This is a genomic window from Cryobacterium sp. SO1, from assembly GCF_004210215.2.
Classification (GTDB): Bacteria; Actinomycetota; Actinomycetes; order Actinomycetales; family Microbacteriaceae; genus Cryobacterium.
This window is the reverse complement of record NZ_CP067394.1, coordinates 2009820-2026465: the sequence shown is the minus strand read 5'-3', so window position 1 is coordinate 2026465 and position 16646 is coordinate 2009820. Positions and strand designations below refer to the sequence as shown.

The window sequence follows — 16646 nt, the reverse complement described above, 5'->3', positions numbered from 1 at the left end:
CTTAGCGGACTGCGGCGAACAGGGTATTGATGTTCGCAGCCGGGTCGGTCAGCGTGAGGGTGAGGACGGGGCGACCGTGCTCGGCGAGGACGCTGGCATCGCCGACGGCCTGTGCCTGGATGAGCTCACCGAAGGTGAACGGGCGGCCCGGGATCTCAAGGTCCTCAGCCGGGGTGCTGAGGATCTGCAGGAACACTCCGGTGGGGGTGCCACCCTTGTGGAACTGGCCGGTGGAGTGCAGGAACCGAGGTCCCCAGCCAAACGTGACCGGACGCTTGGAGAGCGCCGCGAGCAGTCCGCGGAGCTCGGCAAGCCGGGGGAGGGCCAACCGGTCGGCGTAGGCCTGGACGGCGACATACCCGTCTGGGCCGATTTCTTCGAGCAGTGCGTCGACGGCGCCGGCCAGGTCGCTGGCTGCGCCGATCACGTGCGGCGTGCCACGGACCTCGATGCCGTCGGCGATGAAGGCGGCAGGCTCAGGCTCCGGGCGGGAGTCGAGCAGGCCACGGGTGGCGATCTTGGCCGATTCGACGTCGGGCTGGTCGAAGGGGTTGATCCCGAGCAGCCGGCCCGCGACGACGGTCGCGTACTCCCAGACCAGGAACTGGGCGCCGAGGGTTCCACTGACACGAATCTCGTCGGCACCGTCGTGGTCGCCGAAAACATCCCCGCCGGCATCCGCCACAACCCGCACGATCTGCAGGTCGGGCAGGGGCGTGGCGAGCTCGGGCGCGTCACGCTCGAGCACGACGGGCAGGATGCCGGTGCCGATCTTGCCCGTCGATTCGGCGATGAGCTGTTCGGCCCAGTCGGCGAGACCGACGATGTGGGTGCCGTCGGCGACGATGGCCAGCTTGTCCCGGCGCGGCGTGGTCGACGCCATGGCCGCTCCGAGAATCAACCCGGGGTTGTCCTCTGAGTCGAGGGCCAGGGCCAGGGAGACGGCGTCGGCCTCGTCCAGAAGTGCTCCGATGTCCGCCCCGGCCAGACCGGACGGCACGAGACCGAACGCGGTCAACGCCGAGAACCGGCCGCCCACGGTCGGGTCGGCGGTGAACACCCGGTAGCCGGCCTGAATAGCCGAGGCCTCGAGCGGCGAGCCGGGGTCGGTGATCACGATGATGCGCTCGACCGGGTCGATCCCGCTGTCCCGGAAGGCGCGTTCGAACGCCCGTCGCTGGCTGTCGGTCTCCACTGTGCCGCCAGACTTCGACGACACCACCAGAGCGGTCGACTCGAGGCGGTCGGCCAGGGCCGCCAGCACCTGGCCGGGGTCGGTCGAGTCGAGCACCGTCAGCTCGACACCGCTGGTGCGCGCGATGACCTCCGGTGCGAGCGACGAACCGCCCATCCCGGCCAGAACGACGCGGGTGACGCCCCGCGCATGCAAGTCCTCCCGCAGGGCGTAGATCTCGGCGACGAGGGGACGGGAGGTGACCACGGACTCGGTCCAGCCCAGGCGCTTACGGGCCTCCACCTCCGCCTCGGGGCCCCACAGTGCGGGGTCGAGCGACGTGATGCCGGTGGCAACGAGGTCGGCGACCAGAGTGGGGACCACGGTGCGGACGGCCTGCGCCGCCGCACCGCTCACCGAGATCTGGAAACTCACTTGGCCGACTGGAGCGCAGCCGTCACCGTGTCCAGGAGTTCGTTCCAGGAGATGATGAACTTCGAAACGCCCTCCTCTTCGAGCACTCGGGTGACGTCGTCGTAGGAGACGCCCTGGGCGGCGATCGCGTCGAGTACAGCGTTGGCCTCGTCGTACGAACCCGTGACGGCGCCTTCGACGATCACGCCGTGGTCGAAGGTGGCCTCGAGGGTCTTCTCCGGCATGGTGTTGACAACCTCGGGCGCAACCAGTTCGGTCACGTACAGGGTGTCGGGCAGGTCGGCCGACTTGACACCGGTGGATGCCCACAACGGGCGCTGCTTGTTGGCCCCGGCGGCGATCAGGCTCGCCGCGCGCTCGGAGGTGAAGGCTTGCTCGAAGACCTGGTAGGCGAGCTGGGCGTTGGCGACGCCGGCCTTGCTCTGCAGGGCAAGGGCTTCGTCGGTGCCGACGGCCACGAGACGCTTGTCGATCTCCGTGTCGACACGCGACACGAAGAAGGACGCCACCGAGTGGATCGTCGACAGGTCGATGCCCGCCGCCTTGGCCTTCTCAAGGCCGCTGAGGTACGCGTTGATGACCGCGCGGTACCGCTCGAGGCTGAAGATCAGGGTGACGTTCACACTGATGCCCAGAGCGATGGTCTCGGTGATCGCGTCCAGGCCCTCGACTGTTGCCGGGATCTTGATCATCGCGTTGGGGCGGTTGACCTTGTTCCACAGCTGCTGGGCCTGGGCGAGGGTCTTCTCGGCGTCGTGGGCGAAACCGGGCTCGACCTCGATCGAGACACGGCCGTCAAAACCGTTGGTGGTGTCGTAGATCGGGCGGAAGATGTCGCAGGCTGCGGCGACGTCGTCGGTGGTGATCTCGAAGACAGCGTCGGTGACGTTGGTTCCGGCGGCGGCCAGCGTGGCCACCTGGGAGGCGTAGGCCTCGCCCTTGCTGAGCGCTCCGGCGAAGATCGTCGGGTTGGTGGTGACGCCGACGACGTTCTTCTCTGCGATGAGGGTCTTCAGCCCGCCGGACTGGATGCGCTGACGGGACAGGTCGTCGAGCCAGATGCTGACGCCCGCGGCGGACAGGGCGGCGGTGGGGGTTGTTACTGTCATGAAAATCAAATCTCCTTGAGAGCTGCGCTTGTTGGTGTCGCGCTTAGAGCGCGGCGAGGGATTCTTTGGCGGCGGCGACGACGGCCTCGGTGGTGATGCCGAATTCGCGGAACAGGGTCTTGTAGTCGGCCGACGCACCGAAGTGCTCGATCGAGACGCTGCGGCCGCGGTCGCCGACGTACTTGTTCCAGGTCAACGCGATTCCGGCCTCAACCGATACCCGGGCGGTGATCGCCCTGGGTAGAACTGCCTCACGGTAATCGGCGGACTGCTCCTCGAACCACTCGAGGCTCGGCACCGACACGACGCGGGCGTTGACGCCATCCGCCTTGAGGGCTTCGCGGGCGGCCACGGCCAGCTGGACCTCGGAGCCGGTGGCGATGAGGATCACATCCGGCGTGCCGTTCGGGGCCTCGGCGAGCACGTATGCGCCCTTGGCGACGTTCCTGGCCGAGGCGAAGGTCTCGCCGCTGGCGTCGCCCTCACCGCGCTCGAACACTGGAATGTTCTGACGGGTCAGCACGATGCCGGCCGGGCCGTTGCGACGCTCGAGGATCGTCTTCCAGGCCCAGGACACCTCGTTGGCGTCACCGGGGCGCACCACGTCGAGTCCGGGGATGGCACGGAGCGCAGCAAGCTGCTCGATCGGCTGGTGGGTCGGTCCGTCCTCACCGAGGGCGACCGAGTCGTGGGTCCAGACGAAGATCGACGGCGCCTTCATGAGCGCTGCAAGCCGAACGGCCGGGCGCATGTAGTCGCTGAAGATCAGGAAGGTACCACCGAACGGGCGCGTGTTGCCGTGCAGGACGATGCCGTTCAGGATCGCGGCCATCGCGTGCTCTCGGATACCGAAGTGCAGGACGCGACCGTAGGGGTTACCGGTCCACTCGCCGGTGGAGTGCTCGCTGGGGATGAAGGACGCGGCGTTGTTGATCGTGGTGTTGTTCGACTCGGCCAGGTCGGCGGAGCCGCCCCAGAGCTCGGGGATGACCGGGCCGAGCGCATTGAGCACCTTGCCGGACGACGCGCGGGTGGAGACCTCGGTGCCCGCGGGGAAGACCGGCAGGGCGGCCTCGACGCCGTCCGGCAGGTCTCCGGAGAGAATACGGTCCAGCAGGATCTTGCGCTCGGGGTTCGCGGTCGCCCAGGCGTCGAAGCGCACGTTCCATTCGGCGTGTTGCTCGGCCCCTCGGTCGAGCGCCTTGCGGGTGTGGGTGATGACCTCGTCGGAGACCTCGAAGGTCTTCTCGGGGTCGAAACCGAGGATCTCTTTCACGCCGGCGAGTTCCTCGGCGCCAAGGGCGGAGCCGTGAATCTTGCCGGTGTTCTGCTTCTTCGGGCTGGGCCAGCCGATGATGGTCTTGAGGATGATCAGCGACGGCTTGTCGGTGACGGCCTTGGCCGCTTCGATGGCGTCATTGAGTGCGACCACGTCTTCGACGTACTCCCCGGTCTTCTTCCAGTCCACGGTCTGAACGTGCCAGTGATACGCGTCGTACCGGGCGGCAACATCCTCGGTGAAGGCGATGTTGGTGTCGTCCTCGATCGAGATCTGGTTCGAGTCGTAGATCGCGATCAGGTTGCCGAGCTGCTGGTGTCCGGCGAGCGAGGAGGCCTCGGAGGTGATGCCCTCCTGCAGGTCGCCGTCGCCGGCGATGACGTACACGAACTGGTCGAACGGGCTGGTGCCCGCGTCGGCCTCGGGGTCGAACAGGCCACGCTCGAAACGGGAGGCATAGGCGAAGCCCACGGCGGAGGCAAGGCCCTGGCCGAGCGGCCCGGTGGTGATCTCGACGCCGTCGGTGTGGCCGTACTCGGGGTGGCCGGGGGTCTTGGAGCCCCAGGTGCGCAGGGCCTTGAGGTCGTCGAGTTCGAGGCCGTAGCCGCCGAGGTACAACTGCACGTACTGGGTCAGGGAGCTGTGGCCGACCGAGAGGATGAACCGGTCACGGCCGATCCACTCGTTGTCAGCGGGATCGCGACGCATCACCTTCTGAAACAGGAGGTACGCGGCCGGAGCGAGGCTCATGGCGGTACCAGGGTGACCGTTTCCCACCTTCTCGACGGCGTCGGCCGCCAGGATGCGCGCGGTGTCAACCGCCCGGTTGTCGATGGAATCCCACTGCAATGCTGCCACGTGAACTGACCCTTCTGAATTGCGAAAAGGCGGCACGCTATACCCGCGCCGCTGGAGAGTGAATGCCCGCCGACTTCGTTATCGGCATCAGGTGTGCAGCACAGGGCCTCGATCAGGCGCTCAGGGATGCGTGCACCTAGATTGGCGAGCATTTCCAGTATACGGACCGTGGCTTCCAGGCGTCGTTTCGCCGGGATTGCGTCCCTGTCGCACCGGGGAGCCGGGACTGAGAGGTGTGGGAATGATCTAGAATCAAGGCAATATGCGAAGCGCACGAGAGACAGTCGAAACGGACCAGGAACCCCGCGAACGGGGGACCCAGGACCGTGTTGCGCGGTACAAGCGGACTTTTCTGGCCTACCTGTCCCTGACCAAGCCGCGTGTGGTCGAACTGTTGCTCGTCGTGACCGCCCCGACGATGATCCTCGCCACCGGAGGACTGCCCGACCTGTGGCTGGTTGTCGCCACCCTGATCGGCGGGGCGCTCAGTGCCGGTTCGGCCGGTGCATTCAACTGCTACCTCGACCGCGACATCGACCGTCTGATGAACCGCACGCAGGGCCGACCTCTGGTCACCGGCGAACTCACCGACCGTCAGGCCCTGGTGTTCGCCTGGGTCCTCGGCGCCATCTCGATCGCCTGGCTCTGGCTGTTCACCAATTGGGTCGCCGCAGCGCTGTCGCTGGGCGCCATCCTGCTCTACGTCGTCTTCTACACGATGATCCTCAAGCGCCGCACGGCGCAGAACATCGTCTGGGGCGGGGTGGCCGGTTGCATGCCGGTCCTGATCGGCTGGGCGGCCGTGACCGGTGACCTGTCCTGGCCCCCGTTCATCCTGTTCCTGATCATCTTCCTCTGGACCCCGCCGCACTACTGGCCGCTGTCGATGAAGTACCGGGACGACTACCAGGCCGCCGGCGTGCCCATGCTTGCCGTGGTGCGCGGTCGCGCCCAGGTCGGCCTGCAGGTCATCCTGTACGCCTGGGCCACCGTCGCCTGCTCGTTGCTGCTGATTCCCATCGCCGGCATGGGCATCGTCTACACGGTCGTCGCGTCCGCGTCGGGCGCCTGGTTCATCTTTGAGACCCACCGTCTCTACAACTTGACCATCCGCCACGAGAAGGTGTCGCCGATGCGGGTGTTCCACGGCTCGATCGCGTACCTCACCCTGGTTTTCGTCGCCGTGGGCGTCGACCCGCTGCTGCCCTTCTAGCCCTCACTCCGCCTAGTCACTCCGGCTAGCCCGCGCTCCGCGCCTGGCCCGGCCCCGCGCCCTCCCCGAATACGCTTACCGCGAAAGCGGGGGTGTGGCTGCTTCGAGCACGCTGAGGTGACCGTTTCACCGCTCTCGCGGGGGTGCCCACGAGTCCGCCGAGGATCCGGGGAGCGCTCGCCAGTGGCGCCGGTCAGCGCGTGACGGAGTCCGCGGTGGTCCGTGGGGCCGGGGGAGCGGCCACGGCAACGGGCTGCTTCAGGTTCAGGATCACGGCGGTCATGACCGACGCGAGCACGCAGGCGAGCACCATGTGGATGCCGACGAGCACGGCGGGCAGGCCCAGGTTGGCCTGGACCAGGCCGACCGCGGTCTGCGCGACCTCCACGGCCAGCAGCAGCAGCACCCAGCGGCGCACCGGCAGGCGCAGCGATACCGCGCCGATGAGCAGCACCAGGGTCAGGGCCACGGTCAGGTAGGCGGGCCAGCTGTGCACATGCTGCAGGAACTCGGAGTCCAGACCGTTCCGGGGCGCGTCGGCGTCGCCGGCGTGCGGGCCGGACCCCGTGGTCAGGATCCCGACGGCGATGGTGACGGCGACGGCGAAGGTCGTGAGGTGGGTGACGATGAGGAACCAGAGCGGCACCACCCGTGCCCGCGGACCCGGCACGGTGTACAGCCGGTAGATGAAGGCCGTGCAGAGGCCCACCAGGCCGACGGAGATCACGAAGTGCAGGCCCACGACGTAGGGGTTCAGCTGGGTCAGCACGCTGATGCCGCCGATCACCGCCTGGGCCGGGATGCCCAGGCCGGCCAGCAGGGTCAGCCTGAACAGGTCCGGGCGGCTCTTGCGCATCCGCAGCACCGCGACGAACGCGGCGATGGCGACCAGGCCGAGCAGAACCCCGAGCAGCCGGTTGCCGAACTCGATGACACCGTGGATGCCCATCTCCGGCGTATTCACCAGGGAGTCCGCGGTGCACTTGGGCCAGGTGGGGCAGCCGAGACCCGAACTGGTGAGCCGCACAAGCCCGCCGGTGCCGACGAGGAAGATCTGGGCGGCCAGGTACACCCAGCCGAGCACTCTCAGCCGACGGTCCACCTGCGTGGGCAACCACTGGATAATCCGTTTCACGGGTTCTGCTTCCTGCTGGTGCGCGCGTATGTGAATACGCCGGGTCGCATTACTAATAACATCACTAACCTGTAGAATTAAGTGTTTCACGGGCTCCGTGTGTTCGACGACTGTTCTCAGGTCGCGGCGCAAGAGGCCCTTATTCATCTTAGGTACGCAACGTAGCCATCCACACAACTCACGCGCGCAGCGGGTTGCACGTCCGACCGAATGGTCGGCCGCAGCCCGGTACGGGAATGACCGGACTGATATCCGGGTTGATGTGGGTAGGAGAAGAGGTAAAGATGTCTGACGTTCTACTGGACCGACCCGAGCTCGAGGGGCTGGGGGTGTACGAATTCGGCTGGTCCGATTCCGACGCCGCTGGAGCCTCCGCCCGACGCGGCATTTCACCCGAGGTCGTCACGGACATCTCGAACCTGAAAAAGGAACCGGCCTGGATGCTGGAGCGCCGCCTGAAGGCGTTGGCGCTCTTCGAGCGCAAGCCCATGCCGACCTGGGGCGCCGACCTGTCGGAGATCGACTTCGACAACATCAAGTACTTCGTCCGCTCCACGGAGAAGCAGGCCCAGACCTGGGAAGACCTGCCGGACGACATCAAGAACACCTACGAGAAGCTGGGCATCCCCGAGGCGGAGCGTCAGCGCCTCGTCTCCGGCGTCGCCGCCCAGTACGAGTCCGAGGTGGTCTACCACCAGATCAACGAGGAACTCGAAGCCCAGGGCGTCATCTTCATGGACACCGACACGGCGCTCAAGGAGCACCCGGAGTTCTTCGAGGAGTACTTCGGCAGCGTGATCCCGTCCGGCGACAACAAGTTCGCCGCGCTGAACACCTCGGTCTGGTCCGGCGGCTCGTTCGTCTACGTGCCGCCCGGCGTGCACGTCGAGATTCCGCTGCAGGCCTATTTCCGGATCAACACCGAGAACATGGGTCAGTTCGAGCGCACGCTGATCATCGCCGATGAGGGCAGCTACGTGCACTACATCGAGGGCTGCACCGCGCCGATCTACAAGTCGGACTCGCTGCACTCCGCCGTGGTGGAGATCATCGTGAAGAAGAACGCCCGCGTTCGCTACACGACGATCCAGAACTGGTCGAACAACGTCTACAACCTGGTCACCAAGCGCGCCACGGCCGCCGAGGGCGCCACCATGGAGTGGATCGACGGCAACATCGGTTCAAAGGTCACCATGAAGTACCCGTCCATTTACCTGATGGGCGAGCACGCCAAGGGCGAGACCCTCTCCGTCGCCTTCGCCGGCCCCGGTCAGCACCAGGATGCCGGCGCCAAGATGATCCACATGGCCCCGTACACCCAGTCCTCGATCGTCTCCAAGTCGATCGCCCGCGGCGGCGGGCGTGCCGGCTACCGCGGCGAGGTGCGGGTGGATGCCACCGCCCACCACTCCGCGAACACCGTGCGCTGCGATGCCCTGCTCGTTGATACCCAGTCGCGCTCCGACACCTACCCGGCCATCGACATCCGTGTCGACGACGTGCAGCTCGGCCACGAGGCCACCGTGTCGCGGGTCAGCGAAGAGCAGCTCTTCTACCTGATGAGCCGCGGCATGCCCGAGGACGAGGCCATGGCCATGATCGTGCGCGGGTTCATCGAACCCATCGCCAGGGAGCTCCCGATGGAGTACGCCCTCGAACTCAACAAGCTCATTGAAATGGGCATGGAAGGATCCGTCGGCTAAATGTCCGCCGCCTCGACTTCAACAGCACCCACCTCCGCATCATCGTCCGAAGCCCTGCCCACGGCCGAACAACACGGCATCAAGGAACACTCCGACGGACGCTTCGGCTTCGTCCCCGTGCAGACCCGGTCCGCCAGGTTCAAGAGCTTCGACGTGGCCGACTTCCCCGCCGTCACCGGCAGGGAAGCGGTCTGGAAACTCTCACCCGTGGCCAAGTTCACCGACCTCACCGCCGGCGTCCTCGACGGCTCGGTCTACCAGATCGACCGGACGCCGCACCCCGACGTCGACGTCTCCTGGGTCGAGCGCTCTGACCCCCGCATCGGCAGCGCCGGTGCGCCGGAAGAGCGCGCCGCCGCCAACGCCTGGAGCGCCTTCGAGAAGGCCCTCGCCATCACCGTGACCGGAGAAGAAGCCAAGGAGATCACGCTCACCCGGGCGAACCTCGGCTCGGCTCCGCGCGCCGCCCACACCGTGATCGAGGCCAAACCGTTCAGCCAGGCCGTGGTGATCCTGCAGAACACCGGTGACGCCCGGATCTCAGAGAACATCGAAATCATCGTGGGCGAATCGGCCAACCTCACCGTGGTCACCGTGCAGGAGTGGAACGCCGACGCCGTCCAACTGGCCAACCACTTCGCCACCATCGGACGCGACGCGCGCCTCAAGCACGTCGTGGTCTCCCTCGGCGGCGGCATCGTTCGGGTCAACCCGTCGGTGCAGCTGGCCGGCCAGGGCAGCGACACCGAGCTGTACGGGCTCTACTTCGCCGATGCCGGCCAGCACCTGGAGCAGCAGGTCTACGTCAACCACGACGCCCCGAACAGCCGCAGCCGGGTCAACTACAAGGGCGCACTCCAAGGCGCCGGCGCGCGCACGGTCTGGATCGGCGACGTGCTGATCGGTCGCACCGCACCGGGAACCGACAGCTACGAGCAGAACCGCAACCTGGTCCTGACCGAGGGCACCCGCGCCGACTCGATCCCGAACCTCGAAATCGAGACCGGCGACATCCTGGGCGCCGGCCACGCCAGCGCGACGGGACGCTTCGACGACGAGCAGCTGTTCTACCTGCAGTCCCGCGGCATCGGTGAGGTCGAGGCACGTCGCCTCGTGGTTCGCGGGTTCCTCAGCGAGATCGTGCAACACATCGGCTCGTCGCCGCTCGAAGAACGCCTGCAGGGCGCCATCGAAGACGAACTCCGCGGAACAGAAGGCAACTGAACATGGCATCGACCAAGATTTGTGCGCTCGACGACCTCGAACCCAACGAGGCCATCAAGGTCGAGATCGGCGGCGTGAACATCGCCGTCGTCCGCGACTCGAACGGCGCGGTTTTCGCCATCGGTGACACCTGCACCCACGGCGACATCTCGCTGTCCGAGGGTTTCGTCGAAGGCGACACCCTGGAATGCTGGGCGCACGGCTCCAAGTTCTCCCTCAAGACCGGCCGCCCGCTGACCCTCCCGGCGTACGAACCGGTCCCCGTCTACCAGGTCGACCTGATCGACGGCGACGTGTTCATCGATCCGCTGGTCACCATCGCCGTTTGACGCGCTCGGCCTCCGGGCCGCGCCCCACATACTGAAAGCCCGCCGCACGCGGACAACGAAAGAGATACCGAATAATGTCTGTTCTTGAGATCAAAGACCTGCACGTCAGCGTCGAGACCGACCAGGGCACCAAGCAGATCCTGCGCGGCGTCGACCTCACCATCAACGAGGGTGAGATCCACGCGATCATGGGTCCGAACGGCTCCGGCAAGTCCACCCTGGCGTACACGATCGCCGGGCACCCGAAGTACCACGTCGACAGCGGCTCCATCCTGCTCGACGGCGCAGAGGTCCTGACGATGACCGTGGACGAGCGCGCCCGCGCCGGACTCTTCCTCGCCATGCAGTACCCGGTCGAGATCCCCGGTGTCACGGTGACCAACTTCCTGCGCACGGCCAAGACCGCGATCGACGGCGAAGCTCCGGCCATTCGCCACTGGATCAAGGACGTACGCGAGTCGATGGTCAGGCTCCGGATGGACAAGAGCTTCGCCGAGCGCAACGTCAACGAGGGCTTCTCCGGTGGCGAGAAGAAGCGCAACGAGATCCTGCAGCTCGAACTGCTCAAGCCCAGGTTCGCCGTTCTCGACGAGACCGACTCCGGACTCGACGTCGACGCCCTGAAGATCGTCTCCGAGGGTGTCAACCGGGCCAAGGAGAACACCGGCCTCGGCCTGCTTCTGATCACCCACTACACCCGCATCCTGCGCTACATCAAGCCGGACTTCGTGCACGTCTTCGTCGACGGACGCATCGCCGAACAGGGCGGACCCGAGCTCGCCGACCGCCTGGAAGACGAAGGTTATGATCGCTTCCTGGCCGAGACGCCCGTAGGCTAGAGCCATGGTTTCGACACTCACCCCGGCGCGCTTCGACGAGATCGAAGAGGCGCTGAAGGACGTCATGGACCCGGAACTCGGCATCAACGTCGTGGACCTGGGGCTCATCTATGACCTCGGTTGGGACGACGAGAACGACGCCCTGATCATCCACATGACCCTCACCTCGGCAGGCTGCCCGCTCACCGATGTGCTCGAGGAACAGACCGCTGAAGCGCTGGACGGGGTCGTCGACCAGTTCAGGATCAACTGGGTCTGGATGCCCCCGTGGGGCCCGGAGAAGATCACCGACGACGGCCGCGACATGATGCGAGCCCTCGGCTTCGCGATGTGAGCCGAACCACGAGCCAGTCCCGCGCCGGGACGGATGCCCACGCATCCGTCACCCGGCGCGGTCTGTTTTAGCCCGGTCTACCCCGCATCAGCGGGTGAGGACCGGCGCCGACCCCCGTTTAGAACAACATGCTATTAATTGGAAGAGTATTCTATAAGCATGGACACCCCACGCACTCGCAGCCAGATCCGGCGAGACATCCAGACCATGGGCACCCGGGGCGACATCGTCCAGGCCGCCTCCGAACTGATGCGTGAGCACGGCTACGTCGGCACATCGATCGCCGCCATCGCCGAGCGCGGTGGCGTGGCCGTGCAGACCATCTACAACACCGTGGGATCGAAGGTGGATGTGCTCGCCGCCGTGCTCGCCACCGCCAACAGCCAGGCACGGAACTCAGGGCTCTCCGTGGCCGAGCTCGCCGCTGGGATCACCGGAGCGACAACACCGGCCGCTGCCGTGGGCGCCCTGGCGACCTGGATCGCCGCTGACAACGAGCGGGCGGCGCCCCTGCATCGCGTCGTGAACGAGGCGGCAGGGACCGACCCGGAGATCCGAGAGCTCGAAGTGACCATGGCCGCCCGCAGCCTGCACACCTACGCAGAAGCCGTCGGCGCTCTCCGGTCACAGCTGGGCCTGCGGCCCGGGCTGAGCGACCACGAGGCGGCGACGTCCATCTGGGCCCTCGGCCACCCGCAGGTCTTCCACACCCTGGTGGTCGGGCTCGGCTGGTCCCGGGAGGCCTACACGGCGTGGCTGCGATCCGCGCTGCCGGGAGTGCTGCCGACCGGCCGGTTTCCGGTGCGGTAACCCGCTCCGGCCGGGCCTCTTCGGCCAGATCGGACCAGAAACCGCGCGCGAGCAAATATACTGGTGAATTGGCCACGTTCGGCCGCCTCCCACGACTCCCTCGAATGGACTATTGCTGTGCTCAGTGTGCAAGATCTCGAAATCCGAGTTGGGGCGCGCGTGCTCATGGAGGACGTCAACTTCCGGGTGTCCGCCGGCGACAAGATCGGCCTGGTCGGCCGTAACGGTGCCGGCAAGACGACGCTGACGAAGACCCTGGCGGGCGAGACGATGCCGACCAAGGGCAAGATCGAGAAGTCCGGCGAGATCGGCTACCTGCCGCAGGACCCGCGCTCCGGCGACCCCGACATGCTGGCCCGCACCCGCATCCTGGATGCCCGCGGCCTCGGCACCATCTCGCTCGGCCTCACCCAGGCCGGCATCGAGATGGGCAGCAGCGATAGCAAGACCAGCGAACGGGCCATGAAGCGCTACGGCACGCTGACCGACGAGTTCAATGCGCTCGGCGGGTACGCCGCCGAGGCAGAGGCCGCGTCGATCGCGAGCAACCTGAACCTGCCGGACCGGATCCTCGACCAGCCGTTGCGCACCCTCTCCGGTGGCCAGCGCCGCCGCATCGAGCTGGCCCGCATTCTCTTCTCCGCGGCCGAGACGATGATCCTCGACGAGCCCACCAACCACCTGGACGCCGACTCGGTGGTGTGGCTGCGCGAGTTCGTGAAGAACTACCGCGGCGGCTGCATCATCATCAGCCACGACATCGAACTCGTCGGAGACACGGTCAACCGGGTGTTCTACCTCGATGCCAACCGGATGGTCATCGACATCTACAACATGAACTGGAAGAACTACCAGCGCCAGCGCGTGGCCGACGCGGACCGTCGTAAGAAGGAACGCGCCAACGCAGAGAAGAAGGCGTCCACCCTGCAGCTGCAGGCCGCCAAATTCGGCGCGAAGGCCAGCAAGGCCGCGGCCGCGCACCAGATGGTCGCCAGGGCCGAGAAGCTCCTGTCCGGCCTGGACGCCGTGCGAGCGGTCGACCGGGTCGCCAAGCTGCGCTTCCCCGAGCCCGCCCCGTGCGGCCGCACACCGCTGATGGCCAGCGACCTGTCCAAGAGCTATGGCTCGTTGGAGATCTTCGCCGCCGTCGACCTCGCCATCGACCGGGGCTCAAAGGTCGTCATCCTGGGCCTCAACGGTGCGGGAAAGACCACCCTGCTGCGGATGCTGGCCGGCGTCGACAAGCCGGACACCGGCGAGATCGTGGCCGGTCACGGCCTGCGGATCGGCTACTTCGCCCAGGAGCACGAGACCATCGACGTGAAGCGCAGCGTGCTGCAGAACATGATCTCCTCCTCGCCGAACATCACCGAGATGGAGGCCCGCCGGGTGCTCGGTTCGTTCCTGTTCACCGGCGATGACTCGCACAAGCCCGCCGGGGTCCTCTCCGGCGGCGAGAAGACCCGTCTGGCCCTGGCCATGATCGTGGTCTCCGGAGCCAACGTGCTGCTGCTCGACGAACCGACCAACAACCTGGACCCAGCCAGCCGTGAAGAGATCCTCGACGCCCTGGCGCACTTCACCGGCGCCGTGGTTCTGGTCAGCCACGATGAGGGCGCCGTCGAGGCGCTCAACCCCGAGCGGGTGCTGATCATGCCCGACGGCACCGAGGACCACTGGAACAAGGACTACCTGGACCTGATCACCCTGGCCTGATCGCACTGGCCTGATCACCCTGGCCTGATTCACGCACAACAACGAACCCGCCGGTCCAGTGGACCGGCGGGTTCCTTGTGCCCGGGATCAGGAGTGCTGATCCATCAGCTCGTCCTCGATGTCGGAATCGCTGCGGGGCTTGGCTGCCTGACGACGCGCCCGCTCGGCGGCCCTGTCCTGTTCTTCGGGGTCTTCTGCGTTCACGGTGCGGTACTCCTGCCTGGCCGCCCAGCCGAGGCCGATGAAGGCCATGAGAGCGAACACGAACCACTGGAAGGCGTAGGACAGGTGCGGGCCTTCATCGCGCACGGGCCGGGTGACGGCGGTCGGCCGGTCGGTGGGCCCTGGGTCTTCAGACTTCATCAGGCCGTATGCGCCCGTGTACGTGTCGGAGCCGAGTCGCTCGGCGATCTCGGTCAGGTTGATCGTGGCGATCTGGTTCCCGGTGGCGCTGCGGCCGGCCAGGGACGGTTCCCCCTGCTTGAGCCGGGCGATCACGGTGACCTCCCCGGCCGGGGCCGACGGCACGGCGTCGGGAGCATTCTGGTCGTCGCCGGTGGGCACCCATCCCCGGTTGACGATGAAAACGTCGCCGTTGGTCAGCAGCAGGGGAGTGAGTACCTCGAAGCCGGGGTTGATGTTCAACGGACGGTTGCGCACCAGGAGTTCCTCGTCCCTGAGGTAGGTGCCTGTCACCTCGACGGGCAACCACTTTTGGGATTCATCGAAGGACTCCAGCGTGGGCAGTGCGTCGGTGATCGGTATCCCCTCGGCGTCGAAATTCGCCTCCACCCGGCTGATCTCGGCCTGAGCCTCCGCACGCCGGGCAAGCTGCCACATGCCCAACCCCGAGCAGACCACCGCGAAGATGATCGTGAGTGCGAGGTAGCCCGCCCATTGCCTGGAGAGCAGGAACCGCCAGCCGGTCATGCGCCCTCCGTCACGTCAACCGCCAGCGGGCTCACCCGCAGTGGGAAATCGCGGGTCAACAGGAACTGGCGCAGGAACTCGACATGCTCATCACAGGCCAGCCAGGTCTTGACCCGGTCCTCGGTGTGGATGCGCGGGTTGCGCCAGTCCAACCGCCAGCCGGCCGTTTCCTGGCAGCCCGCGCGTGAACAGCTGGTTGTTTCCGGAGCGGCACCGAAGCCGATCACCGCGGGTCCTCGCGATCTACGGGTCGAGTGTCATCGGGGGGCGTCCCATCCCTCCGTGCGCCATCGGGCCGTGCGCCATAGGAGCGCGGGTCATCCTGGCGGGGGAGCAGCGCCATGGCGCCGGGGCGCAGGACGGCCTGGGACCGCTGGTCGGTGTGCACGTTCGCGGCGATCACCGCGAAGTAGGGCAGCAGGATTGCCCCCAGCGCGCAGACCAGCAGCCACCAGCCCTGCACGAACAGCATCAGAACGATGCAGACCATACGGATGCCCATGGTCACTGTGTACTTGATCATGCGGCGTCGCCGCTCCTCGTCCGGTGACAGAGGGAGCGTCGTGATCGACTGCTGCTGCTTCATCATGCCCATCGCTTCGACTGCCGGTGAGGATCGCACCAAGCGGGCGCCTCCTGCGCCTGTCCACGCATGAAACAAGCCTACGTCCACTGTCCGCTCCTCGGGCCCCGCCCACCGAACACTCTAAGCTGAATGAATCTGTGCCCGCCGTCGTGCGGGCGTTCCCACTGAAAGGACCGCGCCATGGCGACCGCTCGAACAGTTCTGGTAACTGGAGGCAACCGGGGCATCGGCTATGCCATCGCCGAGGAATTCCTCGCCAAGGGGCACCGGGTCGCCATCACCGCGCGCTCCGGCGAAGGCCCGGCAGGCAGCCTCACCGTGCGTGCGGACGTCACCGACTACGCATCGATCGACGCCGCGTTCACCGAGATCGAGGCCGCCTACGGTCCGGTGGAGGTCGTCGTGGCAAACGCCGGCATCACCAAGGACACCCTGCTGATGCGCATGTCTGAAGAGGATTTCACTTCGGTCATCGACACCAACCTCAGCGGAGCCTTCCGGGTGGTCAAACGCGCCTCGAAGGGAATGCTCAAGGCCCGGTTCGGCCGGATCGTGTTGATCTCCAGCGTCGTGGGCCTGTACGGGTCCGCCGGTCAGGTCAACTACTCGTCGTCCAAAAGCGGCCTCGTCGGCCTGGCCCGATCGGTCACCCGCGAGCTCGGCGCCCGCGGCATCACCGCCAACGTCGTGGCCCCCGGCTTCATCGAGACCGACATGACCGCGGCGCTGCCCGAAGCGCAGCAGGCCGAGTACAAGCGCAACATCCCGGCCGGCCGGTTCGCGTCTCCCGGCGAGGTCGCCCGGGTCGTCAGCTGGATCGCCGGCGACGACGCGTCGTACATCTCCGGCGCCGTGATTCCCGTCGACGGTGGCCTGGGCATGGGCCACTAGGCAGCTCCACCCCGGACGCCATTAAGCCCGGCCGGACCAGTGGTCCCGCCGGGCTTCTTTCGGTTCTACGCTGCGTCCGCC

16 protein-coding genes are annotated in these 16646 nt (G+C 66.7%); 9 read left to right on the top strand and 7 right to left on the bottom strand.

What is annotated here, in order from left to right; translation table 11 throughout:
- Window position 1: 1 nt before the first annotated feature.
- The 3 genes from BJQ95_RS09535 to tkt are packed head-to-tail and all read right to left on the bottom strand — an operon-like array spanning window position 2 to window position 4855.
- The gene (locus BJQ95_RS09535; RefSeq protein ID WP_130177456.1) at window positions 2–1609 is read right to left on the bottom strand and encodes a glucose-6-phosphate isomerase; all 1608 of its coding nucleotides are present in this window, start codon (window positions 1607–1609) and stop codon (window positions 2–4) included.
- Window positions 1606–2718: a transaldolase gene (gene tal / locus BJQ95_RS09530; RefSeq protein WP_130177457.1), complete on the bottom strand. Its 1113-nt coding sequence runs from the start codon at window positions 2716–2718 to the stop codon at window positions 1606–1608. The genes BJQ95_RS09535 and tal overlap by 4 nt, the downstream gene beginning before the upstream one ends.
- A gap of 43 nt (window positions 2719–2761) precedes the next feature.
- Window positions 2762–4855 (bottom strand): transketolase, encoded by a 2094-nt coding sequence (gene tkt, locus BJQ95_RS09525; protein WP_130177458.1) that lies wholly within the window; start codon window positions 4853–4855, stop codon window positions 2762–2764.
- Window positions 4856–5117: 262 nt separating this feature from the next.
- Between tkt and BJQ95_RS09520 the strand changes: the two genes are divergently transcribed.
- Window positions 5118–6068: a heme o synthase gene (locus BJQ95_RS09520; RefSeq protein WP_130177459.1), complete on the top strand. Its 951-nt coding sequence runs from the start codon at window positions 5118–5120 to the stop codon at window positions 6066–6068.
- A gap of 193 nt (window positions 6069–6261) precedes the next feature.
- Here BJQ95_RS09520 and BJQ95_RS09515 read toward each other — a convergent pair whose 3' ends face one another.
- Window positions 6262–7203, bottom strand: coding sequence for a heme A synthase (locus tag BJQ95_RS09515; RefSeq protein ID WP_130177460.1), 942 nt, complete (start codon window positions 7201–7203; stop codon window positions 6262–6264).
- 284 nt (window positions 7204–7487) lie between these two features.
- Here BJQ95_RS09515 and sufB point away from each other — a divergent pair, with 284 nt between their 5' ends.
- From sufB to BJQ95_RS09480, 7 genes are all read left to right on the top strand, one after another.
- Entirely contained in the window at window positions 7488–8906 is a 1419-nt protein-coding gene (gene sufB / locus BJQ95_RS09510; protein ID WP_130177461.1) for a Fe-S cluster assembly protein SufB, read from the top strand.
- Window positions 8907–10130, top strand: coding sequence for a Fe-S cluster assembly protein SufD (sufD, locus tag BJQ95_RS09505; RefSeq protein WP_130177462.1), 1224 nt, complete (start codon window positions 8907–8909; stop codon window positions 10128–10130).
- Between the two features lie 2 nt (window positions 10131–10132).
- Window positions 10133–10459, top strand: coding sequence for a non-heme iron oxygenase ferredoxin subunit (locus BJQ95_RS09500; protein ID WP_130177463.1), 327 nt, complete (start codon window positions 10133–10135; stop codon window positions 10457–10459).
- A gap of 74 nt (window positions 10460–10533) precedes the next feature.
- Window positions 10534–11298 (top strand): Fe-S cluster assembly ATPase SufC, encoded by a 765-nt coding sequence (sufC, locus tag BJQ95_RS09495; RefSeq protein WP_130177464.1) that lies wholly within the window; start codon window positions 10534–10536, stop codon window positions 11296–11298.
- 4 nt (window positions 11299–11302) lie between these two features.
- Window positions 11303–11632: a metal-sulfur cluster assembly factor gene (locus BJQ95_RS09490; RefSeq protein WP_130177465.1), complete on the top strand. Its 330-nt coding sequence runs from the start codon at window positions 11303–11305 to the stop codon at window positions 11630–11632.
- A 159-nt stretch (window positions 11633–11791) separates the two neighbouring features.
- Window positions 11792–12442, top strand: coding sequence for a TetR/AcrR family transcriptional regulator (locus BJQ95_RS09485; RefSeq protein WP_130177466.1), 651 nt, complete (start codon window positions 11792–11794; stop codon window positions 12440–12442).
- Window positions 12443–12559: 117 nt separating this feature from the next.
- The gene (locus BJQ95_RS09480; RefSeq protein WP_130177545.1) at window positions 12560–14158 is read left to right on the top strand and encodes an ABC-F family ATP-binding cassette domain-containing protein; all 1599 of its coding nucleotides are present in this window, start codon (window positions 12560–12562) and stop codon (window positions 14156–14158) included.
- An 87-nt stretch (window positions 14159–14245) separates the two neighbouring features.
- Here BJQ95_RS09480 and BJQ95_RS09475 read toward each other — a convergent pair whose 3' ends face one another.
- The 3 genes from BJQ95_RS09475 to BJQ95_RS09465 are packed head-to-tail and all read right to left on the bottom strand — an operon-like array spanning window position 14246 to window position 15710.
- Window positions 14246–15088 (bottom strand): SURF1 family protein, encoded by an 843-nt coding sequence (locus BJQ95_RS09475; RefSeq protein WP_256041602.1) that lies wholly within the window; start codon window positions 15086–15088, stop codon window positions 14246–14248.
- Complete coding sequence (locus tag BJQ95_RS09470; protein ID WP_130177467.1) at window positions 15085–15315, bottom strand: hypothetical protein; 231 nt, start codon at window positions 15313–15315, stop codon at window positions 15085–15087. The genes BJQ95_RS09475 and BJQ95_RS09470 overlap by 4 nt, the downstream gene beginning before the upstream one ends.
- Complete coding sequence (locus tag BJQ95_RS09465; RefSeq protein ID WP_240694717.1) at window positions 15312–15710, bottom strand: DUF3099 domain-containing protein; 399 nt, start codon at window positions 15708–15710, stop codon at window positions 15312–15314. Before BJQ95_RS09465 ends, BJQ95_RS09470 begins: the two co-directional genes overlap by 4 nt.
- Window positions 15711–15854: 144 nt before the next feature.
- Here BJQ95_RS09465 and fabG point away from each other — a divergent pair, with 144 nt between their 5' ends.
- Window positions 15855–16565, top strand: a complete 711-nt coding sequence (gene fabG, locus BJQ95_RS09460) for a 3-oxoacyl-ACP reductase FabG (protein ID WP_130177469.1) — start codon at window positions 15855–15857, stop codon at window positions 16563–16565.
- The last annotated feature ends 81 nt before the right edge of the window (window positions 16566–16646 follow it).

Coding starts and splice junctions, on each gene's coding strand:
- BJQ95_RS09490 (WP_130177465.1), top strand. CDS start 11,303: ATGGTTTCGACACTCACCCCGGCGCGCTTCGACGAGATCGAAGAGGCG.
- BJQ95_RS09520 (WP_130177459.1), top strand. CDS start 5,118: ATGCGAAGCGCACGAGAGACAGTCGAAACGGACCAGGAACCCCGCGAA.
- sufC (WP_130177464.1), top strand. CDS start 10,534: ATGTCTGTTCTTGAGATCAAAGACCTGCACGTCAGCGTCGAGACCGAC.
- fabG (WP_130177469.1), top strand. CDS start 15,855: ATGGCGACCGCTCGAACAGTTCTGGTAACTGGAGGCAACCGGGGCATC.
- BJQ95_RS09475 (WP_256041602.1), bottom strand. CDS start 15,088: ATGACCGGCTGGCGGTTCCTGCTCTCCAGGCAATGGGCGGGCTACCTC.
- sufB (WP_130177461.1), top strand. CDS start 7,488: ATGTCTGACGTTCTACTGGACCGACCCGAGCTCGAGGGGCTGGGGGTG.
- sufD (WP_130177462.1), top strand. CDS start 8,907: ATGTCCGCCGCCTCGACTTCAACAGCACCCACCTCCGCATCATCGTCC.
- BJQ95_RS09485 (WP_130177466.1), top strand. CDS start 11,792: ATGGACACCCCACGCACTCGCAGCCAGATCCGGCGAGACATCCAGACC.
- BJQ95_RS09500 (WP_130177463.1), top strand. CDS start 10,133: ATGGCATCGACCAAGATTTGTGCGCTCGACGACCTCGAACCCAACGAG.
- tal (WP_130177457.1), bottom strand. CDS start 2,718: ATGACAGTAACAACCCCCACCGCCGCCCTGTCCGCCGCGGGCGTCAGC.